General features: G+C 70.7%; 21 protein-coding genes. 12 read left to right on the top strand and 9 right to left on the bottom strand.

Going from position 1 to position 25,436, the window contains the following annotated elements:
• Positions 1 to 16: 16 nt before the first annotated feature.
• Together IF46_RS0100800 and IF46_RS0100795 are read right to left on the bottom strand one after the other, a co-directional pair.
• Positions 17 to 1,027, bottom strand: a complete 1,011-nt coding sequence (locus IF46_RS0100800) for a CU044_5270 family protein (RefSeq protein WP_030486296.1) — start codon at positions 1,025 to 1,027, stop codon at positions 17 to 19.
• On the bottom strand, positions 1,027 to 1,581 hold the full coding sequence (locus tag IF46_RS0100795; protein ID WP_232233891.1) for an RNA polymerase sigma factor: 555 nt from the start codon (positions 1,579 to 1,581) through the stop codon (positions 1,027 to 1,029). The genes IF46_RS0100800 and IF46_RS0100795 overlap by 1 nt, the downstream gene beginning before the upstream one ends.
• Before the next feature lie 426 nt (positions 1,582 to 2,007).
• Here IF46_RS0100795 and IF46_RS33525 point away from each other — a divergent pair, with 426 nt between their 5' ends.
• The 3 genes from IF46_RS33525 (at position 2,008) to IF46_RS0100785 (ending at position 4,593) form a co-directional block, all read left to right on the top strand.
• Positions 2,008 to 2,322: a hypothetical protein gene (locus tag IF46_RS33525; protein ID WP_232233890.1), complete on the top strand. Its 315-nt coding sequence runs from the start codon at positions 2,008 to 2,010 to the stop codon at positions 2,320 to 2,322.
• Between the two features lie 264 nt (positions 2,323 to 2,586).
• Entirely contained in the window at positions 2,587 to 3,372 is a 786-nt protein-coding gene (locus IF46_RS0100790; RefSeq protein ID WP_030486294.1) for a hypothetical protein, read from the top strand.
• A gap of 417 nt (positions 3,373 to 3,789) precedes the next feature.
• Entirely contained in the window at positions 3,790 to 4,593 is an 804-nt protein-coding gene (locus IF46_RS0100785) for an HAD family hydrolase (RefSeq protein WP_030486293.1), read from the top strand.
• 128 nt (positions 4,594 to 4,721) lie between these two features.
• Here IF46_RS0100785 and IF46_RS0100780 read toward each other — a convergent pair whose 3' ends face one another.
• Positions 4,722 to 5,468, bottom strand: a complete 747-nt coding sequence (locus IF46_RS0100780) for a hypothetical protein (RefSeq protein WP_030486292.1) — start codon at positions 5,466 to 5,468, stop codon at positions 4,722 to 4,724.
• Between the two features lie 203 nt (positions 5,469 to 5,671).
• Here IF46_RS0100780 and acs point away from each other — a divergent pair, with 203 nt between their 5' ends.
• The 4 genes from acs to IF46_RS0100760 all read left to right on the top strand — a co-directional run bounded on the left by acs (position 5,672) and on the right by IF46_RS0100760 (position 14,544).
• Positions 5,672 to 7,636 (top strand): acetate--CoA ligase, encoded by a 1,965-nt coding sequence (gene acs / locus IF46_RS0100775; RefSeq protein WP_030486291.1) that lies wholly within the window; start codon positions 5,672 to 5,674, stop codon positions 7,634 to 7,636.
• A 237-nt stretch (positions 7,637 to 7,873) separates the two neighbouring features.
• Entirely contained in the window at positions 7,874 to 10,669 is a 2,796-nt protein-coding gene (locus tag IF46_RS0100770; protein ID WP_030486290.1) for an immune inhibitor A domain-containing protein, read from the top strand.
• Between the two features lie 332 nt (positions 10,670 to 11,001).
• Positions 11,002 to 13,446: an immune inhibitor A domain-containing protein gene (locus IF46_RS0100765; RefSeq protein WP_030486289.1), complete on the top strand. Its 2,445-nt coding sequence runs from the start codon at positions 11,002 to 11,004 to the stop codon at positions 13,444 to 13,446.
• A 165-nt stretch (positions 13,447 to 13,611) separates the two neighbouring features.
• The gene (locus IF46_RS0100760; protein ID WP_030486288.1) at positions 13,612 to 14,544 is read left to right on the top strand and encodes an alpha/beta fold hydrolase; all 933 of its coding nucleotides are present in this window, start codon (positions 13,612 to 13,614) and stop codon (positions 14,542 to 14,544) included.
• A gap of 4 nt (positions 14,545 to 14,548) precedes the next feature.
• Here IF46_RS0100760 and IF46_RS0100755 read toward each other — a convergent pair whose 3' ends face one another.
• Both IF46_RS0100755 and IF46_RS0100750 read right to left on the bottom strand, forming a co-directional pair.
• Positions 14,549 to 14,914: a hypothetical protein gene (locus IF46_RS0100755; protein WP_030486287.1), complete on the bottom strand. Its 366-nt coding sequence runs from the start codon at positions 14,912 to 14,914 to the stop codon at positions 14,549 to 14,551.
• A complete protein-coding gene (locus tag IF46_RS0100750) occupies positions 14,911 to 17,706 on the bottom strand; it encodes an SseB family protein (protein ID WP_030486286.1) in 2,796 nt (931 codons plus the stop codon). Before IF46_RS0100750 ends, IF46_RS0100755 begins: the two co-directional genes overlap by 4 nt.
• A 152-nt stretch (positions 17,707 to 17,858) precedes the next feature.
• On the opposite strand from IF46_RS0100750, the gene mycP reads away from it, so the two are divergent.
• On the top strand, positions 17,859 to 19,139 hold the full coding sequence (gene mycP / locus IF46_RS0100745; protein WP_051723545.1) for a type VII secretion-associated serine protease mycosin: 1,281 nt from the start codon (positions 17,859 to 17,861) through the stop codon (positions 19,137 to 19,139).
• 85 nt (positions 19,140 to 19,224) lie between these two features.
• On the opposite strand, the gene IF46_RS0100740 is transcribed toward mycP, so the two are convergent.
• Entirely contained in the window at positions 19,225 to 19,518 is a 294-nt protein-coding gene (locus IF46_RS0100740) for a WXG100 family type VII secretion target (RefSeq protein ID WP_030486284.1), read from the bottom strand.
• A gap of 21 nt (positions 19,519 to 19,539) precedes the next feature.
• On the bottom strand, positions 19,540 to 19,860 hold the full coding sequence (locus tag IF46_RS0100735) for a WXG100 family type VII secretion target (RefSeq protein ID WP_030486283.1): 321 nt from the start codon (positions 19,858 to 19,860) through the stop codon (positions 19,540 to 19,542).
• 289 nt (positions 19,861 to 20,149) lie between these two features.
• Between IF46_RS0100735 and eccE the strand changes: the two genes are divergently transcribed.
• The 4 genes from eccE (at position 20,150) to rarD (ending at position 24,109) form a co-directional block, all read left to right on the top strand.
• On the top strand, positions 20,150 to 22,120 hold the full coding sequence (eccE, locus tag IF46_RS0100730) for a type VII secretion protein EccE (protein WP_420063541.1): 1,971 nt from the start codon (positions 20,150 to 20,152) through the stop codon (positions 22,118 to 22,120).
• Positions 22,121 to 22,182: 62 nt separating this feature from the next.
• Positions 22,183 to 22,569, top strand: a complete 387-nt coding sequence (locus tag IF46_RS0100725) for a phage holin family protein (protein WP_030486281.1) — start codon at positions 22,183 to 22,185, stop codon at positions 22,567 to 22,569.
• Positions 22,570 to 22,697: 128 nt separating this feature from the next.
• Positions 22,698 to 23,195: a GNAT family N-acetyltransferase gene (locus IF46_RS0100720; RefSeq protein ID WP_030486280.1), complete on the top strand. Its 498-nt coding sequence runs from the start codon at positions 22,698 to 22,700 to the stop codon at positions 23,193 to 23,195.
• Entirely contained in the window at positions 23,192 to 24,109 is a 918-nt protein-coding gene (rarD, locus tag IF46_RS0100715) for an EamA family transporter RarD (protein ID WP_030486279.1), read from the top strand. Before IF46_RS0100720 ends, rarD begins: the two co-directional genes overlap by 4 nt.
• 29 nt (positions 24,110 to 24,138) lie before the next feature.
• Here rarD and IF46_RS0100710 read toward each other — a convergent pair whose 3' ends face one another.
• Both IF46_RS0100710 and IF46_RS0100705 read right to left on the bottom strand, forming a co-directional pair.
• The gene (locus IF46_RS0100710; protein ID WP_030486278.1) at positions 24,139 to 24,858 is read right to left on the bottom strand and encodes an anti-sigma factor family protein; all 720 of its coding nucleotides are present in this window, start codon (positions 24,856 to 24,858) and stop codon (positions 24,139 to 24,141) included.
• The gene (locus tag IF46_RS0100705) at positions 24,855 to 25,370 is read right to left on the bottom strand and encodes a sigma-70 family RNA polymerase sigma factor (protein ID WP_051708644.1); all 516 of its coding nucleotides are present in this window, start codon (positions 25,368 to 25,370) and stop codon (positions 24,855 to 24,857) included. The genes IF46_RS0100710 and IF46_RS0100705 overlap by 4 nt, the downstream gene beginning before the upstream one ends.
• Positions 25,371 to 25,436: the final 66 nt, after the last annotated feature.

The raw sequence follows: 25,436 nt of genomic DNA, 5'->3' as shown, positions 1-25,436 counted from the left end.
CCCCGCAAGTCGGTGGTCAGCCGGGCTGATTCGTCCAGGCAACATCGAGGATCACCTTGTACGAGCTGATCCGCATGGGCGACAGCGTCAACAGCTCATCGGCGAGCAACTCGCCCGTCTTCGGATCGAAGATCAGAAGTGATTGCTGGTCATGCTCGCGGTCGTCGAAGGTGACGGCCACTCCGTGCCGGCCGACGCGGTCCGTGACCTGCCCCCGCCAGCGGAAGCCGGGCACGTCGGCCAGGACCCGCAGGACCGCCGCTCGGGTCGCACGCGGTACGACGTACTGCCCGTAGAGCGTGCCGACCCACTTGCTCGCCGCCCCCGCGCCGTGCTCGACCTTCAGCCGCTCCCGCAGCTCGGGCGGGTCGGCCGACAGCGGCCTGAGCTCCTCGGGCGGCAGCGGCATGACGTCCGGTGCCGGGGTGCCGGTGGCTGCTGGTCGCCCAATGCTCTCGCGCTGCCAGTAGTCCCGAGACTCCTGGTCGGGGTACTGCGGCTCCAGTTGGGTGCTGGCCTGGTTACCGGTCCCGTCGAGGGCCTGCCAGAGCTTCGTCTCGCTGGCGAAGGCCACGTGGTGGCGGCCGTCGGCAGACGTCATCACCGGATCGCCCCACAGCTTGGTGTGGTGATACATGTAGCGCCCGCTCTGGTGGTCGTACGCCGCGTCTTTGATCTTGTTGGCCAGCATGCGTAGCTGCGGGCCAGCGGCCGGTGGATCCGCGTCGAACTGGTACGCGACCGGCACGAGCACCAACCCCGCGGCCGCCGGCGGCTCGCCCGGCATGTCCGGTGCTCCCTCGCCGAACGGCTGGAGCACCGCCACGGCACCGACCGCGACCGCCAGCGTCCCGGCCGCCAGGACCAGCCGGCGGGTCGGGTGTACGCGACGACGCCCGGCGACCAACTCGGTAGCGTCGGCGCGGTCGATCAGCTCGCGCGCCGAGACCAGCGGTGGCTCGACGGCGGCGGTTCGGGCCGGGTCGGCCGGGCCGAGAAGAGTACGGGTGCGCTCTGCTCCGAACATCACAGATCCTCTCGAATGGTCACCAACACCGGGTTACGCCGGGTCTGCGCGGGCCGGTCCGACATTGCTTCAGCAAGACGCCGACGGGCGCGATGCAGGCGCACCGCAGCGGTCGCCCCGGTGCAGCCGAGAACCTTGGCCGCCTCGGACACCGTCAGCTCCTCCCAGCCGACCAGCCGGAGGATTTCCTGGTCGAGGTCGTTGAGGGTGGTCAGAGCAGCCCAGATGTCGGCGACCCCGACGGTCGTGTCGGCACCCGACGATCCGGCCAGCCGTGCGAGGTCGACATCGGTGATCGGGAGGAGGTCCGGGGCACTGCGCCGTGACCGCCACTGGTTCGCCAGCAGGCGCCGGGCCACCCCGTACAGCCAGGGCAGGCTGCGCTCCGGCACCTCGGCGCGGCGACGCCAGGCGACGACGAAGACCTCCTGGGCAAGCTCAGCCGAGGCATCCCGGTCAGCGAGCCGGCGCAGGCCGTATCGGACTATGCGCTCGTACTCGGCGGCGTAGAGACTGGTGAACCAGCCCTCGTCCCGCTTCTTCGGTGGACCCACCCGAACCCCCATTGCCTCGGCGACTCTCACAGTGGCTTGTGTCGCTGAGGGCCCGAGGATTACCGCGCCGACGACGTACGGCCTGTGGGCGGTTACAGATCTCGGCGCATGCAGACGCGGGGCAGCGATCCAACCCGTGCGCGGCCTCGCGTTGGCGAACAGCCCGCAGACCCGGTGTGAGGTCGCTGTCGTCGAGGGTCAGGAATCCGCAGCGGATGTAGTACGGAGCGTTCCACGGCACGTCAGTGAAGGTCGTGAGGGTCAAGGCCGGTACGCCGGGATCCGCACCGAGTCATCGTGCCTCGCGCTGTCGTCAGCAGCCACTCTCTTTCGTGGCTGCGCGCTCCGGTCGGCACCACCGTCAAGCGATCGCCCGATGCAAGGTCCACAAACCCGAATCCTCACGAGCTGAGCGAGGATGACTCTGTGGATGAGCAACCCGCCTTCGCCGATCCATGGTGGGACCTACGTCGAGGCGGCCCCGCCGAACGCCAACTACAGCAGACCCTGCAAGCTGAACTTCTCACCGAGCTGGCCGCAGGCCATCTACTACACGGCCAACCCGCCGAGGTCATCGCCAAGTCTGAGGTCTCGGACGACATCGTCGCCGGTCTGCCAGCCGGGCGCTGCGCACTCATCCACCTCACCTGGAGAGGCGCACCCGAAACACCGCCTTGGCCGAAGACCGAGTTCTACGACACCCTTCACGACCTCGGACGGCATCTACACGAGCCAGATTGAACGACCAGGCCGCCCATGACTAGGCGGTGGACGCCGGCAGGCAGTCCGGAGGAGTGCGTTCGATCGGTCGTGGTGCCCGGAACGCCTGCTCGCAGCCGCCGGCACTGTTGCCGCGCATGCCCACGCGGCCCCGTGGCTACTGGCCCGTGACAGGCCCACCACTGCTTCCGGCGAGGCGAGTACCCGCACAGCGCGGGCTGGTACGACGCTTGACAGGGGCAACGGGACTGCAACCGGGCCGGGGGTTCGCACGTCTAGGTAATCGTGGAAAGCCTCGATCAACCGCCCAGTCGAGTTCGTTGGGCGGACGCGACCGTCGTTGTCGCCATCATCTTCACCCTGATCCTGACCGCTCGCCAGCTACGTCCGCTCGCCGAAGCGGCGGCCTTCCTCGCTCGCACCGGCGAAACGGTGACCGTCTTACCGTCGGCTACCTGGCCCCGCGCGGCCGTGTGGGTCGCGATCAGCCTTGCCATCGTTGCGGGGTGGCAGACCGCTGCGACCTTGGGCGCCTGGTCGGCCGTGTTGTACGAAATCGTCGTGGCGGCGACCCGCATCAGCGGCGACCGACGCTACGACGTGTCGCTTGACCTGCTGGCATGGCCGCTGCTGCTGGCGGTCGCGGCAGCAGTGCTGTTGAGCGTTGCCGCTCCGGTCGGCCACGGCCTGGACCTGCTGCCGCGCCGTGGGCGTTGGCTGCTCGCCGCCGCCGCCGCAGTCACCACGCTGACCGCAGCGGCGACCCCTCTGCTCGGGGATTACTACGGGCCGCTACCGGCAGACTCCATCGATCCGGGGTTCTACCCCGCATTCGCGATCTCCTCACGGCTCAGCGATGCCGTCAGCGGCCTGACGTTCGCGGCCGTGCTGGCCCTGACCCTGGCCACCGCCATGGGCATCGATCGGGCCGCGCGCAGGCGAGTCCTTACGCTGATGGGGGCGGGCGCAGTTGGGATCATTGCGATCCACCTGGGCCTGCCAAGGCCATTCGGCATGTCGGCCGGGCTCCTGGTGTCGGGACCCGTCCAGGCGGTGCTGGTCGCGCTGTGAACTGGGCTCGCTTTCGGCTTCTCGCCCCGTCGCCTCGACCGGCTGGCCAGCCCGGGAAACCCGCCCTCCCCCGGCCGGAAGCGCTCCCGGCAAAGGGACGACCCCCGTCGGGGGGAGACGGGGGTCGTCGGAGGTTCGGCTCCGGGGGGGTCGAGCCGAACCACTCAGCGGCCACGGGGGGTGCAACCGCTGAGGGTCTGCCTGTTTCAAGGATGTGAAAGCTCGTCGTACGGACAAGTCTGCCTGAGCGGGCCCGTCACGTCGAGTGGTGCCGTCTCCACTCACTGCGAAAATCTCCTCGCAGAGTGTGAGCGCGATCACGCGGAGCGGAGATGGTGGTGCCAGCCCGCAGGTCTGAGGGGTGGTATGACCCCGGGCACCCGCCGACGATAGACCATCCGGCTAGACTTTCGCGCCGTGGGCCGAAGTGCCGCTTTCTTCGATCTAGACAAGACCGTCATCGCCAAGTCGAGCGCCCTGGCGTTTGGTCGGCCGTTCTACCGGGACGGGCTGATCACACGGCGTGACGTGGTCAAGTCGGCGTACGCGCAGCTGATGTTCCGGCTGGGCGGCACCGACGAGCAGACCATGGCCCGAACACGGGACTACCTGGCTGCGCTCTGCAAGGGCTGGCAGGTGGAGCAGGTCCGCCAGATCGTCGCGGAGACACTGCACGAGCTGATCAACCCCTACGTGTACGCCGAAGCCGCCGCCCTCATCGAGGAGCACCAGGCGGCTGGGCGGGACGTGGTGCTGGTGTCGGCGTCCGGCGAGGAGATGGTCCGACCGATCGGCGAGCTGCTCGGGGTGACCGATGTGATCGCCACTCGGATGACGGTGCGCGACGGCCGGTACAGCGGCGAGGTCGAGTTCTACGCGGCCGGCCCGAGCAAGGTCGAGGCGGTCAGCGAGTTGGCCGCCGCCCGCGACTACGACCTGGCCGATTCGTACGCCTACTCCGACTCGTACAGCGATCGCCCGCTGCTGGAGTGCGTCGGCCACCCGAGCGTGGTCAACCCGGACCGGCAGCTACGCAAGCTGGCCTCGGAGAACGCGTGGCCGGTGCTGGAGTTCCGGCACCCGATTCCGTTGGGCCGGCGTCTGCGAGAGCGGCCGGCGGTCCCGGTGGCTGCCGCGGCCCTGGGTGTCGGGGTGGGCGTGGCGATCGGCATCGCCTGGTACGGCCGACACCGCCGCACCCGAGCCGCCACCACCGCCTAACCCCCCACCCCCACCCCACCCCCACCCCTTCGGGTCGATCATGGAGTTGTGGTGGGCACTTTCGGGCGATTGGCACCCTTTGCGGGGCACCACAACTTCATGATCGACGCCGCGAAGGCGGGGCGGGCTCAGGCGGCGGCGAGGATCTCGTCTCCGATGGTGGTGAGCTGGGCGGCGCCGACCTCGACGGCGGCCGTGTAGTGGCGTAGCCAGGAGCGCAGCCCGTCGGGGGTGCCGGTGGCGAAGGCACCGGCCGATCCGACGTACTCGGGCTCCCGCTCGCGGTGCCCGACGTCGACGGCGAGCAGGCCACGCGGGTCGAGGCCGCTGGCGAGCAGCACCAGCCGGGCGGCCCCGCGGGCCACCACGCCGGACGGCCCGGCGAACGGGCGCAGGTTCAGCAACTCCCCGTGTACGACCGCGGCGAGCACCAGCGGGGAGACCTTCGTGCCGCCGGCGACCAGCCCGGCCAGCCCGTCCAGCCGGGTGGCGACCACCGGGTCGGCCACCGGGCGGCCCAGTTCGGCTTCCGGCACGAGGTCTCGGGCGGCGAGCACGTGCAGCTTCGCGAGCGCCTGGCGGGGCGCCTTCGGCCACAGCTCGCTGAGGCCGGGCAGCGCTCCGGCGACCCGCAACGCCCCCTGGAGCACCGGGTCGGTCACGGTGCCGGCCCGGACCGCCTCGCGCTCGTGCACGGCCCCCTCAAGGGCGGCGCTGGCCACCGCTGAGCGGAGGCTGACCTCGGCGGCGACCTGCCCACCGTGCCGGCGCAGCGCCCGGTGCCCGAGCGCCTGGTCGAACTGTTCGCGGGCCTGCTCGACGGCGGCGGCGATGTCGGCGAGCGCGAGCAACGGGGCGAGCGGGTCGGTGGTCACCCTGCCACGCTAACGACCCCACCCGGCACCCTGTCAGGCCGGCACCCGTGTTGATCAAGACGCCCCCGGCGCGCGCCGGGCCGTCGGGCGCGCGCCGGGGGCCACTCGGCGCGACTAAGTGGGCAGCCGTGGCTCCTCGATGGCCCCGCGACTACCCTCGTGCCATCGAGACCCAGGTCACCCCGAGGATGAGGAGTCACGGCATGAGCGAGGCATTGGCCAATCTGCTGAACGAGACGCGCCAGTTCCCCCCGCCGGCCGAACTCGCCGCGCACGCCAACGTCACCATCGACGCGTACGCCGAGGCTGAGACTGACCGGCTCGCCTTCTGGGCGAAGCAGGCCGATCGGCTGGCCTGGTCGAAGAAGTGGGATGAGGTGCTCGACTGGTCGAACCCGCCGTTCGCGAAGTGGTTCGTGGGTGGGCAGCTCAACGTCGCGTACAACTGCCTGGACCGGCACGTCGAGGCGGGCCGGGGCGACAAGGTGGCGATCCACTGGGAGGGCGAGCCGGGCGACACCCGCACCATCACGTACGCCGAGCTGCACGCGCTGACCTGCCGGGCGGCGAACGCGCTCACCGAGCTGGGCGTGACCGCCGGCGATCGGGTGGCGATCTATCTGCCGATGGTCCCGGAGGCGGCGGTCGCGATGTTGGCGTGCGCCCGGATCGGTGCCGCGCACAGCGTGGTCTTCGGTGGCTTCTCCGCCGACTCGCTGAGCAACCGCATCCAGGACGCCAGCGCCAAGGTGGTGATCACCGCGGATGGTGGTTACCGGCGGGGCAAGCCGTCGGCGTTGAAGCCGACGGTGGACGAGGCGGTGGCGAGCTGCCCCTCGGTGGAGCACGTGCTCGTGGTCCGCCGCACCGGTGAGGACGTGGCGTGGTCGGAGAAGGACCACTGGTGGCACGAGACGGTGGAGACCGCGTCGGCCGAGCACACCGCGCAGCCGTTCGACGCCGAGCACCCGCTGTTCATCCTCTACACCAGCGGCACCACGGCCCGCCCGAAGGGCATCCTGCACACCACCGGCGGTTACCTCACCCAGGCGTCGTACACGACGCACGCGGTGTTCGACCTGAAGCCGGAGACGGACGTCTACTGGTGCACCGCCGACATCGGCTGGGTCACCGGGCACTCCTACATCGTGTACGGCCCGCTCTCCAACGGCGCCACCCAGGTCATGTACGAGGGCACCCCGGACACCCCGCACAAGGGCCGGTTCTGGGAGATCATCGACAAGTACGGGGTGAGCATCCTGTACACCGCCCCCACCCTGATCCGGACGATGATGAAGTGGGGCGACGACATCCCGGCCGGCTTCGACCTGTCCTCGCTGCGCGTGCTGGGCAGCGTCGGCGAGCCGATCAACCCGGAGGCGTGGATCTGGTACCGGCAGCACATCGGCCGGGGCGAGCTGCCCGTCGTGGACACCTGGTGGCAGACCGAGACGGGCGCCATCATGATCTCGCCGTTGCCGGGGGTGACCGCGGCCAAGCCGGGTTCGGCGATGACGCCGCTGCCGGGCATCGTGGCCGACGTGGTGGACGACCAGGGCCAGTCGGTGCCCAACGGTGGTGGCGGCTACCTGGTGCTGCGCGAGCCGTGGCCGTCGATGCTGCGCACCATCTGGGGTGACGACGACCGGTTCATCGACACGTACTGGTCGCGTTTCCCGGGCATGTACTTCGCCGGCGACGGCGCGAAGAAGGACGACGACGGGCACATCTGGCTGCTCGGCCGGGTCGACGACGTGATGTTGGTGTCCGGGCACAACATCTCGACGACCGAGGTGGAGTCGGCGTTGGTGTCGCACCCGTCGGTGGCCGAGGCGGCGGTCGTCGGCGCGACCGACCCGACCACCGGTCAGGCGATCGTTGCGTTCGCCATTCCGCGCGGCAGCACGGACATCGCCGGCGAGGCGGGTGAGCAGCTCATCGCCGACCTGCGCAACCACGTGGCGAAGACGCTCGGCCCGATCGCCAAGCCGCGGCAGATCATGCTGGTGGCGGAGCTGCCGAAGACCCGCTCCGGCAAGATCATGCGCCGGCTGCTGCGGGACGTGGCGGAGAACCGGTCACTGGGTGACGTGACCACGTTGCAGGACTCCTCGGTGATGGACCTGATCTCCTCGGGGATGAGCGGCGCGAAGTCCGACGAGGACTGACGGTAGGCGTACCCCAGCGGTGGGTGGCGGTCCGGACGGACCGCCACCCACCGTTGTCTTTTGTGGAGGTACGACCGAAAGATCGACCGGGTGCGCTCATTAAGCAGATAACGCATCGATCACGATCCCGCCGCGCGGGATGTTCGTCATTTAGTTTCACGCTCGTCGGGCGGCCCTCGATGAGCTTCAACGCCCACCGGATCCGGCCGACGTCCTCTGCCCGAGAAACGGAGTGGCATGAACAGAAACTCCCGTCCGGGGTCGCGCCGACGACTACTCGTCGCGCTACCCGTCATAGCCCTCGCGGCCACGTCACTGACCGTGAGTGGCAGCGCGGCCGCCCAACCTTCGTCCAGCACCCCAAGGGCGGTGATCGGTGCGGACGAGCACTACATCAACTACGCCGAGCCCGAGGTGCAGCCGGACACCACCGGCCGTGAGGTGAAGGGCAAGGGTGGCGTCTACACCCCTGCTGCGGAGTCCGCGCGCGAGTTCGACCGCAAGCACGCCCGGGGCAACCCGGTGACCGCGCGGCAGTTGGCCAAGGACGAGGCCAAGTCGCTGAAGACCGGCCAGAACCCCCGCAAGTTCAAGAAGGCCCCGACCACCCAGACGGCGAAGCTGCTGACGCTGTTGGTGGAGTTCAACGACAAGGCCAACGACGACTTCACCGACGTGATGGTCCCCAAGACGGTGTTCGAGGACCGCACCTGCGTCCCCGGCAGCGTCCAGAACGGCCCGAAGCACAACAAGATCCCGGACCCGTCGAGACTGCCCCACGAGGACAACAACTCGATGTGGGTGCCGGACTTCTCGCCGTCGCACTACAACAAGATGCTCTACAGCAAGAAGGGCATCACCGAGCGGGTCCGCACCGACCTGAAGGGCCCGGACGGCAAGAAGGGCATCGACCTGTCCGGTCGCACCATGCACAACATGTACCTGGAGATGTCCAAGAACGCGTACACGGTCGACGGGCAGGCCAGCCCGTGGATCACCGTGCCGCACTCGGAGGGCTGGTACGCCGCCAACCGCTGCTTCCAGGACGAGACTGGCGCCTGGGTGCCCGGCCGTGAGCAGTCGATGAACGGCCACCCGGACAACCCGGCCGGCGCGGGCCGTCTGGCGACCGACGCGATCGACGCGCTCGTCGCGAAGGACCCGAACTTCCCGTGGGCCGACTACGACATCGAGGACCAGGCCGACCGCGACGGTGACGGCAACGTCTTCGAGCCGGACGGCGTCATCGACCACCTCGTGCTGGTGCACGCCGGTCAGGGCAAGTCCCGTGGCGGTGGCGCCGAGGGCGTGTACGCCGTCTGGGCGCACTCCTCCACGGTCGCCGGTGGCTACACCATCCCGGGCACCAACCTCAAGGCGTCGAACTACATCGTGCAGCCGGAGGACGCCGGTGTCGGTGTCTTCGCCCACGAGTTCGGCCACGACCTGGGCCTGCCGGACCTCTACGACACGTCCGGCAACGCCGACTCCGACGTGGACTTCTGGGACCTGATGGCCTCGGGCTCGCACTCGGGCGAGATCTTCCAGGCGCTGCCGACGCACATGGGCATCTGGGACAAGTGGGTGCTCGGCTGGGCCGACCCGCTGACCATCCGCCCCGGGTCGAACCCCCGCGAGGTGAAGCTCGGCCAGACGTCACGCACCCCGATCGACTCCGAGGACGGCATCAAGGTCGACCTGCCGGACAAGGTGACGACGCTGGCCACCCCGCACAGCGGCACGAAGATGTGGCACAGCAACAACGACCAGGAGTGGGCCGACGTCAAGTTGAGCCGCTCGGTGGACGTGCCGGCAGCGGCCGACTCGAAGTTCTGGATGTGGAACAACTACATCATCGAGGAGGACTGGGACTACGGCTTCGTCGAGCTCTCGACCGACGGCGGTACGACCTGGACCGAGCAGAAGGTGTACGACGAGGGTGGCGCGGTAGTCACCACGCCGGACGGCTACCCGGACCCGAACGGCCGGATGAACGACTTCGGCGGCAAGAAGTACGGCCTGACCGGCAGCACCGACGGCTGGCGTCACGACTACGTCGACCTGTCGGCGTACGCCGGGACGACCGTGCAGGTGCGGCTGCGCCTCGCCACCGACGAGGCGTTCGAGGAGCGCAACTGGTTCGTCGACGACTTCTCGGTCACCGGCGGCGGTGCCACCACCTGGAGTGACGACGTCGAGGGTGGCGACAACGGCTGGACGGCCACCGGCGGCACCTTCGTCGACACCACCGGCGCGGGCTGGAAGGTCTCCAGCGGCACCGAGGTCCACGCCCAGTACTACCTGGCGGAGTGGCGCAACTTCGACGGCTTCGACAAGGGCCTGCAGTACGCCTACGACACCATCTACTCGCACGAGGCGTGGAAGGTCGACCGGATCTCCTACAACGCTCCGGGCATGCTGGTGTGGTACCGGGACACCGCGCTCGGCGACGTCAACCACGTCACCGGGCAGATGACCGCGCTGCCCAGCTACGGCGCGAAGGGCGGGTTGCTCATCGTCGACTCGCACTTCGACCCGTACCGGCGCACGGGCGAGGCGGCGGTGAAGGACCCGTCGGTGACGGACAACCTGCCCAGCCGCCCGCAGTCGTCGAACGCGGCCTTCTCGTTGCAGCGGACGTACCCGTTCACCGAGTGCCTGGAGGCGGCGAACGAGCCGTACAGCGCGTACTGCACGAAGTTCAAGGGTCAGGCGCCGGTGAAGGCGTTCACCGACGCCAAGGGCTGGTACCCGGGCATCGAGATGCGCGATGGCGCTGCCTACGCCCGGGACAACGACGCGTCGGTGGTCCTGCCGTCGCGTAACAACGCGCCGTACACCACCCGGGTCACCAACCCGGATGGCAGCCCCGCGCCGGAGTTCTACGGCGTGACCCTGGGCGGTGGCGCGATCGTGCTTGGCACCGGCAACCCCGGCGACCAGGGCGTGAACTACGGCGTCTCGCTGACGATCAAGAAGGCGGCCGGGGACAACTCGTCCGCCACGATCTACGTGACGCCGGCGAAGAAGTAACGGTTTCACTGATCGACAACTGACGGTGGGGCCGGTGGCGGAGACGCTGCCGGCCCCACTGTCGCATTTCGATCATGCTTATCGACGCATGTCGCTGCTATTGGTTTGTCCGGTACGCGCTGGTCAGGGCACATCTGGTGAAGCGCGGGTGTGTGACGGTGAAAAGCATTCCCAACAAAATCTTGCAACAAATCGACGCGTTCATCTTCCCACCCGTCCCGCCAGTGTCTAAGTTCACCATTGGTCCCACTAGTGGGATCGATCTCCCACCGGCCCGTACCCCCGTTGGGCCGGTTCCCTCACACCGGAGGTACCACGTGCGCAAAGTCGCAGTGGGTCTGCTCGGGCTCTCACTGACGGCGACAGGCCTTGCTTTCGGCCCGTCCGCCTCGGCGGCGCCTCAGCCCAAACTGCCGGCAGCAGCACCGGCCGCTGCCGAACCGCAGGCGTTGAAGGACGAACTCCCCGACAAGCTCGAGGACAAGCGCCGCGCGCTGCGCGAGCAGGGGCTCAGCGACGTGCTGAGTGGGCGCAGCAAGCCGATCGAGCGCAACGGCAGCACGGTTGTCAAGGTCGGCGAGGTCGGCAAGGCCGGCGGAGCGGGGGCCAACGCCCGCGCCGCCGCTGGCGCGACGAAGACCAAGGATCAGTACGTCGAACTCAAGCGTGAGCGGACCGACAAGATCTTCGTGATCCTGGCCGAGTTCGGTGACCAGCGGCACCCGTCCTACCCGGACAAGGACTTGAACCCGGACATCGCCGGACCGGCGACGTTCGACGGGCCGTTGCACAACAAGATCCCCGAGCCCAACCGGGCCGTGGACAACTCCACCATCTGGCAGCCGGACTTCAGCCCGGAGTACTTCCGCCAGGTCTACTTCGGCACCAACCCGGGCGACGAGTCGCTCAAGCAGTACTACGAGGCGCAGTCCTCGGGTCGCTACACCGTCGACGGTGAGGTGACCGACTGGGTCAAGGTCCCGTACAACGAGGCTCGCTACGGTCGCTCCGACGACCCGATCGCGGACGACTCGGACAACCCGGCCAACGACCCCGCCGTCTGCGCGGACAGCGTCTGCTCGAACACCTGGGCGCTGATCCGCGACGCCGCCAACCAGTGGGTCGCCGACCAGAAGGCCAAGGGCCGGACGGACGCGCAGATCGCCGCCGAGATGAAGTCCTTCGACCAGTGGGACCGATTCGACTACGACGGTGACGGCGACTTCAACGAGTCGGACGGCTACATCGACCACTTCCAGATCGTCCACTCCGGCGGCGACCAGGCCGACGGTGACCCGCAGCAGGGTGAGGACGCGATCTGGAGCCACCGTTGGTCGGCGTTCAACAGCTCGCCCGTGGGCCCGCCGAACTTCCCGATCGGCGGCACCCAGATCGGCAACACCGGCGTCTGGATCCGCGACTACACGATCCAGCCGGAAAACGGCGGTCGTAGCGTCTTCTACCACGAGTACGGCCACGACCTGGGCCTGCCGGACGACTACGGCCCCGCGGACAACAACAACGAGCACTGGACCCTGATGGCCCAGAGCCGGCTCGGCGCCAAGAACGACGCCGGCATCGGCGACCGGGGCGGCGACCTCGGCGCGTGGAACAAGCTCCAGCTCGGCTGGCTCGACTACGAGGTGGTCGTGGCCGGGCAGAAGCGCTCGCTGGAGCTCGGCCCGCAGGAGTACAACTCCGACAAGGCGCAGGCCGCGGTGGTCGTGCTGCCGCAGCGGGAATACACGTTCAACTACGGCCCGCCCTTCGAGGGCAGCAAGCAGTACTTCTCCGGTAACGAGGACGACCTCGACAGCAAGATGACGAGGACGTTCGACCTCACCGGCAAGTCCACGGCTGCGCTATCCCTCAAGGGCAAGTACAGCATCGAAGCGGGTTACGACTACCTCTACTTTGAGGCCTCGACGGACGGCGGTCAGACCTGGACCGACCTGGACGGCACGGTCAACGGCAGGCCGATCGGCGTCGACGGCGCTGGCCGCCCGGCCCTGGCCGGCAGCAGCAACGGCGCCTGGGCGGACATCAACGTTCCGCTGACCTCGGTCGCCGGCAAGTCGGCGCAGGTCCGCCTGCACTACGTCACCGATGGCGGTGTCTCCGAGGGTGGCTTCTTCGGTGACGCGATCACCGTGACCGCCGACGGTCAGACCGTGTTCAGCGACGGTGCGGAGACCGACGCGGGTTGGACCCTCGCCAAGTTCCAGGTGGTCGGGGCGACCTACACCCGGCTGTTCGACAACTACTACATCGCCGGCAACCGGTCGTACGTCTCGTACGACAAGTACCTGAAGACCGGCCCGTACTTCTTCGGCTACGCGAACACCCGCCCGGACTGGGTGGACCACTACGCGTACCAGGAGGGCCTGCTCATCTCGTACTGGAACACCCGCTTCTCCGACAACAACACCGCGCCGTACGACCCGGTGAACAACCCGGGTGGTCACCCGGGTGAGGGTCGCAACCTGTACATCGACGCGCACCCGCGCCCGATCTACAACCTCACCGGTGCTCCGTGGCGCGCTCGCGTCCAGGTGTACGACGCACCGTTCAGCCTGAACAAGGCCGACTCGTTCACCCTGCACCTCAACAGCCAGCCGCAGTACATCCGTGGCCAGGCCGCTGAGCCGCTGTTCGACGACACCAAGAAGTACTTCTACGAGGAGCTGCCGAACCACGGCGTCAAGCTCCCCGCAGCCGGTGTCAAGATCAAGGTTCTGGAGCAGGACGGCACCTCGATGAAGATCCGGGTCAGCTGACCACTGATCCCGCACCAACCAGCGACGCCCGGGCAGGTGACCTGCCCGGGCGTCGCCCTTTGCCGAGCCGGCTCCCTGGTCCCGGTCCGGGACTACCCGGGGCTTTCCCCTGTTCAACGCGACCACCAGGGTCGTCGGCGGCAACCGGGTCCTAGGCTGTCTGCCATGACCGACCAGCGCGGCGGAGTCGTCGACGAGTCCTGTGTCCTCACCGAGGGGCCGTGGACGCATCGTTTCGTCGGCGCCAACGGCAGCCGGTTCCACGTGGTCGAGGCCGGCACTGGGCCGATGGTGCTGTTCCTGCACGGCTTCCCCGAGCACTGGTGGGCCTGGCACCAGATGCTGCCGGCGGTCGCCGACGCCGGCTTCCGAGCGGTCGCCGTCGACCTGCGCGGCTACGGCGCCAGCGACAAACCACCCCGGGGGTACGACGGTTACACCCTCGCCGCCGACATCGCCGGGTTGATCCGCGCGCTCGGAGAACGATCAGCGACGATCGTCGGCAGCGGCCTCGGCGGCATGGTGGCCTGGACGGTGGCCTCGTTCCACCCGTCCCTGGTCCGCCGGCTCGTGGTGCTGGGGGCACCGCACCCGCTGCGGCTGCGCGCCGCCATCTTCGCCGACCCGCGCGGGCAGTTCACCGCCTCGACCCCGGCGTTGAAGTTCCAGCTACCCCGCTACGAGCACGTGCTGACCCGCGACGGCGCGGCGGCCGTCGGGGAGATCATGCACCGCTGGGGCGGCCCCCAGTGGGTGGCCGGGCCGGACTTCGAGGCGTACGCCGAGCGGTGCCGGGAGGCGATGCGCATCCCGCAGGCCGCGTTCTGCGCGCTGGAGGGTTACCGCTGGGCGTTCCGCTCGCTGCTGCGGCTGCACGGCTACCGGTTCGTCCGTCTGATGCAGAAGCCGCTGACCACTCCGACCCTGCAACTGCACGGCGCCCTGGACTCCGCCTCACTGCCGCGGACCGCGCTGGGCTCCGGCCGGTACGTCGTCGCCCCGTACGAGTGGCGGTTGCTCGACGGGGTGGGGCACTTTCCGCACCTGGAGGCACCGGAGCTGGTGCTCGGCGAAATTCTGCGGTGGGCCAAGACCTGACCGGTCAGACCCGCTGCTCCCGCAGGTCGGTGACCTCGGCGGCGGGTGCCCAACCCTGGTAGACGCCGAAGTCGAAGACCTCCAGCCGCATCGCCTCGGCGACCGGCCAGCGACCACCTGTGTATTCCACCCGCAGCCAGGCGTCGTGCTCGCCGAGCACGATGAACGGCTGCCCCTGCCAGGTGCAGGTGGTCCGCACGTACGCCAGATCCTCGATCTCACTCGCCGGCAGCACTCGGACGTAGCGGCCCGCGCGGACCTCCTCGAAGCCTTCGCCCGGCTCGGGCTGGTAGAGGCGAATGTCGTCGCCATCCGGGCTGGCCTGGTATTCCCGGCCCTGCCAACGGGCCACGTAACCGTCGCGCATCACGCCTCACCGACCCGTCGCCAGGTGACCGCGTCGGTGTCCAACTCCGCGACGACCCGCTCGGTGCCATCCGAGCCGATCCGCCAGAGTCGGGCGCCGTGCGGAAGGCGGGCGCTGTCCACTTTGAACTCGGCCACCACATCGCTGCTCTCACCCGGGGCGAAGCCGTTGCCCCTAAACGGCGGGCGTTCGATGACCCAGCCCTCCATGGCCCGCATCGCCGGCTCGTTCTGACCGCCGTATGGAATCCGGTAGAGGCTCGGCCGGTGCGCCGGCCAGCGCAGCACGTAGATCTCCTCGGCGTCCGGAGCGAACGGCGAACCGGGGTAGCTGAGGCCGAGCGCGTCGTGTAGCTGAGCCGGGGTGGTCAGGTGGGACAGCTCACCGGCCCGGTGCACGAACCCGGAGACCCGGTCGTACCCCCGATCCAGGTAGTAGGCGAGCTGGCTGGGCGCGATCGCCTTCTGCATGACCGTCGGCCGGGTCGGGTCGACTGCGGCGGGGGCGTACCGGGGGCGGGCGGCAGGCTCCGCCGCAGCCGGTGCCTCTGCCTGGTCCACCTCCAGGTCGTCCCCGAGCCCCACCTCGGCGGCCCAGTTGGCCAACGCGACGATCTGCTCGCCGGGCAACTTGGCGCCGACCGGCGTGCCCGGGTTGACGGCGAACGACCAGTCCTCGTCGGGCCAGCGTCGGATCAGTTGGGCGAACTTCACCCCGACCGTGTCGACGTCGCCTTCGACGTGGTCGGCCAGGCGCTCCGGCGACGTGTAGACCACCACGTACGTCTCGCCGTCGAGCTGCCCGGTACGCCAGACGAAGCCGGCATCCCCCGGGCGGCTCCCCGGCACCGAATCCGGTGCCGCCGGCAGCAGCACCCGGGCCAGGAGCAGGGTGGACAGGAACGTGTCGGTGCTGCCGGAACTGGCGGCGCCGAGCAGGTCCTCCTCGACCGTGTTGGCCGGCTCGAACTCGACCGGCGCCGGTTCGTCGGCCGGCGGGCCGTGACTATCGCCCGCGATCGTGCTCTCGCCGCTGACCTCGCTGCTGACCTGGTCGGTAGCGGTCCCGCCGACCGACGAACCGCCGCTGTCGGCGCGATCGGCGCTGACCGGGGCATCGGCCGGGTCGTCGGTGCCGACGTCGGCATGGCCGGCCTCTGCCGGGCTGGTGGGATGCGGGCTCGGAGCCGGCTGGCTCGGGCTGAACAACCCGGGACCGGGAGGTGCGGGGGTGAACGACGACGGGCCGAACAGCCCCGGGTCGGCGGACGCCGAGCCGAACAATGGCGGGGCGAGTTCAGCCGGGCTGGCATCGACTGACCCGCTGCTCTCGACCGGGTCGACGAGGTCACGGGACTCGATGATGGTGCCCTCGATGACGATGGGCGTGAAGCCACGGCGCGGCGCGGGCGGGCCGGAGACCGGTTCCGCGACGGACGCCGGCAGATCCTGCACCGGCCCGAACCGGCCCCGGGGGATCGCCTGAGTCTCCTCCGGCGTCGGAGCGGGCCGGGCAGGTGCCCCGGCCAGCGGCGGCCCACCGGTCATCCGGAACGCGCGGGTGGGCTCCTCGGGCAGCGGGTTGTGCCGACGCGGAGGCAGCGGCTGGGTGACTTCCTCGCCGGACGGCGGTGCGCCGACCCCACGGGACGCCCCCGGGCCGCCCGGCGGCCGACGCATCGGCCGGGTGGCGTCCGGGTCGGCCAGCGGAAAGGCCCGTGTCGCGGTCTCGTCGGCCGGCGCATCGACTGGGCGACGGCGAGGGAAGGGCTGGCTGCCTCGCCCGAACCGGGACGGCGGGGCCGCGCGGTCACCGGAACGACCCCCGCTCGGGGCAGGATCAGACGCCCGGTCACGGATCGGGTCAGGCGCTCGGTCGCGGGCGGGGCTGGGGTCGAAGAAGGAGCGCCGAGGTGCCGCCTGGGGGCTGCTGTTGCCGTTACCGGCGGGGCCGTCGACGTCGGCCGGCCGGGCCGCTGCGGGCCAGCCCACGCCTGGCCCAGGCTGATCGGTAGCGGGGCTGGTGGACGCCAACGGGATGAAGCGAGACGGCCGACCGGTGCGGGGCAGGGCTCCGGTGCCCGGCGCGGGGCGGGGTTGCTCGGTCGGGCGCCGCAGACCGGCGGCGGGCAGGTCCTCCTCGCCGGATCGGCGCGACGGCTCAGCGGGGATGGGTGGCTGCGGTGCCGGGCCCGGCGCTGGTGGGGCACTGACTCGGGGCAGCCCGCCCCGCATTGGCCGTCGGGGTGAGATCGGAGCAGCCGGGGTCGACTCGGGCCCGGGCGAGGCCGCAGTCGCCGGGGGCGATCCAGCGGCTGGCGCGGCGTCCCGCTGCGGCATGCCGGGCCGGGTGCGGGCCAACGTCTCCGCCCGCTCCAGGCGAGCGCGGGCACCCATGGCACGGCCGGGCAGTCGCACGTCACCTCGGGACAGCTGCGACACGAACCAGGCCGGCAGGTAGCCCTCGACCGGCAGGCCCGGGTTGACGGCGAGCCACCACTCGTGATTGGGCCAACTGGCCGCGAGGTCGGCGAAGGGGACACGTCGGTTGCTGCCGGCGTGATCGCCGAGGCAGGCCCGCAGTGCGGCGGCGGAGGTGAAGGCCAGGACGTGGGTCCGGCCGCCAGTGGTCCAAGTGCCCCATCCGGAGGGTGGCTGGCCGGGCTGCGCCGGCGCGGACACCGGCAACAACACATCGGTGCGGGACAGGAGCCGGAAGTAGAGCTCCTGGTCGTTGGCGCGCAGCGCGTCGCGCATCGCCACCTCGGCCTCCGTGGCCGGCTCCCATTCGGTCACGGCCACCTCCCCTTCCGAGAACAGGCCACAGGTATCGCGTACAACCTACAAGGTGGCAACAAGATCACAATGGCTGGCCGGCGGCGGTCTGCCAGGGCGCGGACGAGGCGATAACATCCCGTTCCGGAGCCGACACGATACGGAGGGTGTCGATGTCCCGATCGATCACGCGTCCGGTCCTCGCAGGTCTGGCCGCCAGCCTGTTGACCGTACCGGCCCTTCCGACCGCCGCCGCCACCGCCGGGCTCCGGGCGGCGCCGGCCTGCGCCACCCCGCTCGCCCCCGTCCGGCCGGTCACCGCCGTGCCTTGGCCACAGCAACGGTACGACCACGCGCGGCTCGCGCCGCTGGCCACCGGCGTCGGGGTGACCGTCGCGGTGGTCGACTCCGGGGTGGACCGGGTGCACCCGCAGTTGGCTGGGCGGGTGCTGGCCGGCACCGACCTGCTCGACCCCGGTGGGGACGGTGGTCGCGACTGCGCTGGGCACGGCACCGGTGTGGCGAGCATCATCGCGGCGGCACCCCGCCCCGACGTCGCCTTCCGCGGCTTGGCGCCGGGTGCCCGGATTCTTCCGGTACGGGTCAGTGAGCAGCAGGTGGTGCAGGGGCGGGAATCGGGGCGTACGGTCAGCGCCGCCGAGTTCGCCCGAGCCATCCGATGGGCCGTCGACCATGACGCCGACGTGGTGAACCTGTCCGTCGTGCTGTACGCGGACGACCCGGAAGTCCGTTCCGCCGTGCGGTACGCGGTCGACCGGGACGTGGTGCTGGTGGCCGCCGCCGGCAACCTGCACGACAGCGGGGACCCCCGACCGTTCCCTGCCGGCTACGACGGGGTGCTCGGTGTGGGGGCGATCGGGGCGGACGGCGGGCGGGCGACCTTCTCGCAGACCGGGCCGTACGTCGACCTGGTCGCGCCGGGCAGCGAGGTGCTGACCGCCGCACCCGGAGCGGGCCATCATCGGGTCGAAGGCACCAGTTATGCGGCACCCTTCGTGGCCGCCACCGCCGCGTTGCTGCGGGAGTATCGGCCGGAGCTGACCGCCGCCCAGGTGGCGGAACGAATCATCGCCACCGCCGATCCAGCTCCGGGAGTGGGCCACGGCGGCGGGTACGGCGCCGGCGTGTTGAACCCCTATCGGGCGGTCACCGAGACCAGCGGCGGCCGGGCGACCGGGTCGCGGCCGGTCGCCGCACTCGCAGACGACCGGGCCGACCCGGCACAGCTCGCCCGCCAGGCCCGCCGGGCCACCGCTCGGGACCGAGCCCTGCTGGTCGGCGCGGTGGTCGGCATGACGGCGGTCACCGTGGCGCTGCTCGCCCTGGTGGTGCCCCGGGGCGTACGCCGACGCTGGCGCCCAGCAGCCCCAGCCGGCACCGCTGGTCCGGCTAGCACCGCCGGCGGCACTGGCGGCACTGGCGGCACTGGCTGACCCGGCCCGCTCGCGGCCCCAACCTCGGGCCGGCTGCGGCCGGGGCGCTGACCCGGACACGGTCAGCGCTCCCGGCCCACGTCGCTCACTGGAACAGCCCGGTGTTCTTCTTTTCGGTGTCCAGGTAGTCGGTGGCGGAGTCGTTCACCGCCAGCCTGATGTCACGCAGCATCCCCTGGAGGTCCTGTGAGGCCGAGCGCCACCGCGCCTGCCGCTGCTCATAGGCCTGCCGAGCCTCACCCGTCCAGCTCGCCACCAGCGGGGCAGCGTCCCGTTCGAGTTGGCCGAGTTGCGTGTCGAGGGTGTTCAACGCCTTCTGAATGTCAGCGCCGGCCTGTTGCAGCGCGGCGAAGTTGACGACCAGCACACCGTGGTCCATCGGATTTCCTCCCCAGCGGGATCAGAGCGGCAGCTGGATGCCGCCGCGGTTGGTGCCGGCCACCCGGCTGGAGACCTCGTCGTCGGACACGTCGTACTGCCGACCGGCGGTGCGGATCGCACCGGCGGTCTCCCGCAGCGCCCGGTGCAGCGCCGCCTGGTCCTGTGACCACTGCTGCTTGACCTGCTCGAACGACCGGCCGCCAGCGCCACGCCAGGCCTGCTGCAACACCTCCAGCTCGGCCAGCAGGCCGGTCAACATGGACTGCAACGACTGGTCCACCTGCTCGAACTTCGCGGCGGTCTGCTGCATCACCGCGGCTTCTGCCTTGGTCTGGGACACCCGGACGTCACCTCGTCTCTCCGATCGCACCTGGCCGTCGGCGCGCCCACCGGTGGGGACGCGTCGTCGCTTGGCCCGGTCGTCGAGCACTGAGACACGGGTCAGCGAAGGACTTCGTGGCTGACGGTAGCGACCTCATAGCGGTTCTGCTACCCCCCGCGCCTCCCCTGTGGACAACCAGGGCAGCCATCGGTCGCTTACGATGTGCCGCAGCCACGTCGCGGCGCGTGACGGGTCGCCGGAGGGCGGCCGACCGCCCGACCCGGTCCCCACTGGTCGAGGAGGCACGGTGCCGGCGATCACCACCGGAGGTCCGCCTCCAGCGATCCCGGCCGGGTCCGGGGCGATCGGGCCGGTTCGACCCACCGACCGAGCCCTGGGCTCACCCGATCACCGCACACCTCGCCGCCGATCGCCGGTGGGCCACTGGGTCACCCTCAGCCGGCGCCCGGGTACAGGAGTGCGAGCCGGTCAACTGGTTGCCGCCCAGGTCGCGGCAGCGCTCGTCCTCGTCGCCCTCGGCCGGCCCGCACCCGTGGTCGCGACGGCCGTACTGGTTGCCGTGCTGCTGGTGCTGGCCGCCTGGGTTCCGGTTCGGGGTCGTTGGCTCTTCGAGTGGCTGGGCACCGCCATCGGTCACCTCACCCGTCGTCGGGCGCTGGCCGGGCCGACCGGAGCGGCCGAGTTGCTCGACCTGGTGGCTCCGGGCACCGTCGTCCGCTCGACGGAGCTGACCGCCGGCCCGGCGGCCGTCCTGGAGGACACCGCGGGCATGGTGGCGCTGCTGGAGCTCGGTGACCCCGGCGACCTGCTCGGCGACGCGTCCCAGGCGATTCCCGCCCCGACCGCGTTGCTGCCCCCGGCCGGGCCGGACATGCCCCCGCTGCTGGTCCAACTGCTGCTCGCCGGAGCACCGGCTCCGGTGCCGGGTGCGGGCGGCACGGTCGGCACGTCGTACCGGCAGCTCACCGACGGGCGGCTCGTCGGGCGGGAACGAGCGGTGCTGGCGGTCCGGGTGCTGCGGGTCGACGGTTGGTCTGCGGAGGACCTGCGCCGCGCACTCGCCGGCACGGTACGCCGGATCGTCCGCCGACTCGGGTCGGTGCCCGCACGGCCCCTCGGCGTGCCTGCGGCACTGCGCGTCCTGAGCGAGTTGGCCCACCACGACGGCGAGCCGGTCCGGGAGTCCTGGCCGACGATCCGGTCCGGCGCACTGCTCCAGGCCACCTTCCAGCTGATCCAGTGGCCCGACGCAGGCACGGCTGGGCGTCGGCTGGTGCCGCGACTGCTCGCCCTGCCGGCGACCGCGACGACGGTGTCGATGTCGGCCGGCCCGGCGCCGACGTGGCCCATCTCGGCCGGTCCGGCGTCGACAGCGCCCAGGTCGGCCAGTCCAGCGTCGACCACCGACGCCGCCGGAGTGCCGACCGCGCTGACCGTACGCCTGGCCGCCGGGACGACGGCCGAGTTGGCCGCGGCCACCGAGGCGCTGAACCGGCTGGTGACCGACCTGGGCGGCAAGCTGCGTCGGCTCGACGGCGCCCACCTGAGCGGGCTGGCCGCCACGCTGCCGTTGGCGCTGCCGGCACCCGGGGCGCAGCCCCGCTCACCGGCAGTCGCCCGCCCATCGGGGGATGACTGGGAGCTGTCCCTGGGCGACGCGGGGATGCTGGTCGGCACCAACCGGCACGGCGGTGCCGTCACGGTGCGCCTGTTCCGGCCGGAGAGCACCCGCGTACTGCTTGTCGGTGGGGTGCGCGCCGCCCAACTGGTGGCCCTGCGCGCCCTGGCACTGGGTGCCCTGGTGGTGGTGCAGACCGCACGGCCGCGCGCCTGGGAGCCGTTCGTCCGGGGGGTTGGCGCACCGGGCGGCACGATCCCGCTGCTCCCGCCCGGTCGTTCGGTCGCCGACGGGGTCGGCACCGCGCTGCGGCCGCTGCTGCTGATCGTCGACGTCGGGCCGGTGACGGCCGAGGCCGCGCCGGGTCAGCCGTGGCGAGCCACTCTGGTGGTACGCGACGAGTTGACCCCGGCCGACGTGGACGCCCTGAGCCGGGCCGACCTGGCGTTGCTCCAGCCGTTGAACAACGCCGAGGCCACCCTGGCCGGAGCCGCGCTGGGGCTGGGCGGCTCGGCCGAGTGGTTGACCCGGATCCGGGACGACATGGTGGCCGTGGTCAACCGCCGAGCGCTGCGCTGGGCACTGCTCACCCCCACCCCGATCGAGGCGCAACTGATCGGGCCGCCGACGCGCGGCTGATCTCACCCGGTTGATCGTCTGCCGGGTTACGTCGGTGCGCGGTCCGTGGCACGATCCCCGCCATGGGTTTTCTGAAAGGTCTGCTGATTCGGCTGGCCAGCACAGCTCTGGCTTTCTGGCTGGCCACGCTCCTCATCCCCGGCATCTCCCTGGATTCCGACTCCGCCACCGAGACGGTGACCACGCTGCTCCTGGTGGCAGTGATCTTCGGCGTGGTCAACGCGGTGCTCCAGCCGATCATCAAGACCGTCGGCTGTGGCTTCTACCTGCTCACCCTCGGTCTCATCGCGCTGGTGGTGAACGGGCTGCTGTTCCTGCTCACCAGCTGGATCGCCGACCAGGCCGGGCTGCCGTTCACGGTGGACGGTTTCTGGCCGGCAGCGGTGCTCGGCGCACTCTTCGTGAGCATCGTGACCTGGATCCTCGGCGCCGTCCTCGACCGGGACTGACCGGCGAGCAGCCCGCACCGACCCGGCCCGCCCGGCGTTCCCGACCTCGGCCGGGGCCGGGCGGGCCGATGACCAAAATCCGGGAATTGACCGACGTGGGTGCCCATCTCGACGGCTAGCGTCGCGGCATGTTCTCACTGACCCACACCGACGGCCACCTGCTCAGCACCGATCCCGCGCGCATCGATCTGGACCTGGTGCACCACTGGTTGTCCACCGACGCGTACTGGGCGCTCGGCCGAGACCGGGAGACCACCGCTCGGGCGTTCGCCGGCTCACTGCCGTTCGGGATCTACCGGCCGGAGGACGGCCGCCAGGTGGCGGTGGCCCGGGTGGTCACCGACCGCGCCACCTTCGCGTGGCTCTGCGACGTGTACGTCGACCGCGCCGCCCGGGGTCGCGGGCTGGGCGGATGGCTGGCCGGCGCGGTCCGCGACCACCTGGCCGAGCTGGGCGTACGCCGAATCATCCTGATCACCAACGACGCACACCAGGTGTACGCGCGGGTCGGGTTCACGCCACTGGACGGGCCGCAACGGTGGATGCAGCTCGACCAACGCCCCCCGGTGACCCCGCTCACCGGAAAGGAACAAGTCGGTGGTACGCCCCTTACGGTAGAGGCGTGACGCCACTCCGTCTGGGATACCTCTACGGCCTCGGCGCGTACCTGCTCTGGGGTTTCTTTCCGCTCTACCTCAAGCTGCTGCGACCAGCCGGCCCGCTGGAGATCCTGGCCCATCGGATCGTCTGGTCGGTGGTCTTCGTGGCCCTGCTGCTGGCGGCGCTGCGCAACATCGGCTTCCTGCGGGCGCTGCTGCGCCGCCCCTGGGCGGTGGCCGGGATCGTCGCGGCCTCCGCGCTGATCGCGGTCAACTGGGGCACCTACATCTACGGGGTCAACTCCGACCGGGTGGTGGAGACCGCGCTCGGCTACTTCATCAACCCGCTGGTCGTGGTGTTGCTCGGGGTGACGGTGTTGCGGGAGCGGCTCCGCCCGGCGCAGTGGGTGGCGCTGGGGATCGGCGCGTCGGCGGTCGTGGTGCTCACCGTGGATTACGGCCGGCTGCCCTGGCTGGCGTTGACCCTGGCGTTCAGCTTCGCCGGCTACGGCCTGGTCAAGAAGCGGCTCGGGCTGCCGGCGGCCGAGGGACTCTTCGTCGAGTCGGCGGTGCTGGCGTTGCCCGCTCTGGGCTACCTCGGCTGGCTGACGGCGAGAGCCGACCTGACCTTCGGGCACGTCTCGGCCGGCCACACCGCTCTGCTGGTGCTGGCCGGCGCGGCCACCGCGATCCCGCTGCTCCTGTTCGCCGGGGCGGCCAACCGACTGCCCCTGAGCAGCCTGGGCATGATCCAGTACCTGGCGCCCATCCTCCAGCTCGGCTGTGGTGTGCTGATCTTCCACGAGCCGATGCCGCCGGCTCGCCTGGCGGGTTTCGCGCTGGTCTGGCTAGCCCTGATCGTCTTCACCGCCGATGCCATTCGCACCTCCCGCCAGACCCGCCAGACCCGAACCCTCGCAATCCCCCTCCCCACCCCCTGACCCACCTCTTCCCGCAAGATCGAGGGGGGTCACGGGACCGCGTAGGTGAGGAGAGGGGTGCCGTCGGACTTCTGGAGTTCTACGCTGACCAGCTCAGCGTCGGTGAACCTCGTGGCACCGCTGAACTGCAGAGCATCGCCAGGGGCCGCCAGCCAGGAGCCGATCTGCTCGGTGGCGCCGTTCGGCCCGCGCGCCACCAGGCGGAACGGGTACGCCTTGCCATAGCTGGTCCGCGCGTCGTACCCGCAGCGCATGGTCACCGCAGTGCCCCACTTGGTGCCGGCGAGCCCGATGTCGGCGTGCACCGGCCCGGCGGCGGCCACCGGCCGCATGGCGACCATCGACACCTGCGGGGCGGGCGTGCTGCCCTGCGCTCTGGGAGTGCCCGGTGGGCCGGCCGGTCCAGGCAGCACCACGGCAGCGCCCACACCGACCAGCAGCGCCAGCCCGGCGGCGGCCAGTGTGGTCAGCGCGTAGCGTCGCCGGGCCGCGGTGCGTTCCCGACGACGGCGACGCCGGGCCTCGTCGAGCAGCGCGGGCACCCGGGGCGGGGCCGGCGGCGGCAGGATCTGCTCCAACCCCACCGGGTCGAGCCGCCCGAGCAGGCCAGGCAGGACGGCGACCTCGGCGACCGCCTCCCGACACGAGGCGCAGCCGCCGAGGTGCCGCTCGTAGGCCGCTCGCTCGGCGGGGGCCAGGGCACCCAGCACGTACGCGCCATCGTCGTACGCGAACTCGCACCGGTTCATCCCGTCACCCCCATCTCAGCCAGGACCAACCGTAGAGACCGCAGCGCGTAGTGGGTGCGCGACTTCACGGTCCCCGGCGGTACGCCGAGGCGGGACGCCGCCTCAGCCACCGACCGCCCCTGGTAGAAGCACTCGACAAGCACTTCCCGGTGGGTCGGGCTGAGCCGGTTCAGCGCCTCGGCGACGGTCCACGCCTCCACCGCCCGTTCGGCCTCGTCGATCACCTCAGGCGGCTCGGGCAGGTCGTCGGTGAACACCTCGCCGACCCGGGTGGAACGTCGCCGCCAGGCGTCGATGGCCAAATTACGGGCGGTGGTGAACAGCCAGGACCGCACCGAACCGCGTCGCGGGTCGAGTGACTCCGGATGTCGCCAGGCCCGCAGCAGCGTCTCCTGCACCAGGTCCTCGGCCCGCTGCCGGTCCCCGTTGACCAGCCGGAGGGCGTGGGCGTAGAGCGCCTCCGCGTGCTCGTCGTGCAGCGCGCGCAGCAGTTGAGCGTCGTGGTCGCTGATGGCGGTCTCCTCGCTTCCAGCGCGCGTCCGGCGGTGCGTCCGCTCGGGAATACGTGCGGTCACGCC

The sequence above is a fragment of the Micromonospora chokoriensis genome, assembly GCF_000718555.1.
Taxonomy (GTDB): domain Bacteria; phylum Actinomycetota; class Actinomycetes; order Mycobacteriales; family Micromonosporaceae; genus Micromonospora; species Micromonospora chokoriensis_B.
The sequence above is the reverse complement of the archived record's forward strand: the minus strand, read 5'-3'. Positions and strand labels throughout refer to the sequence as shown.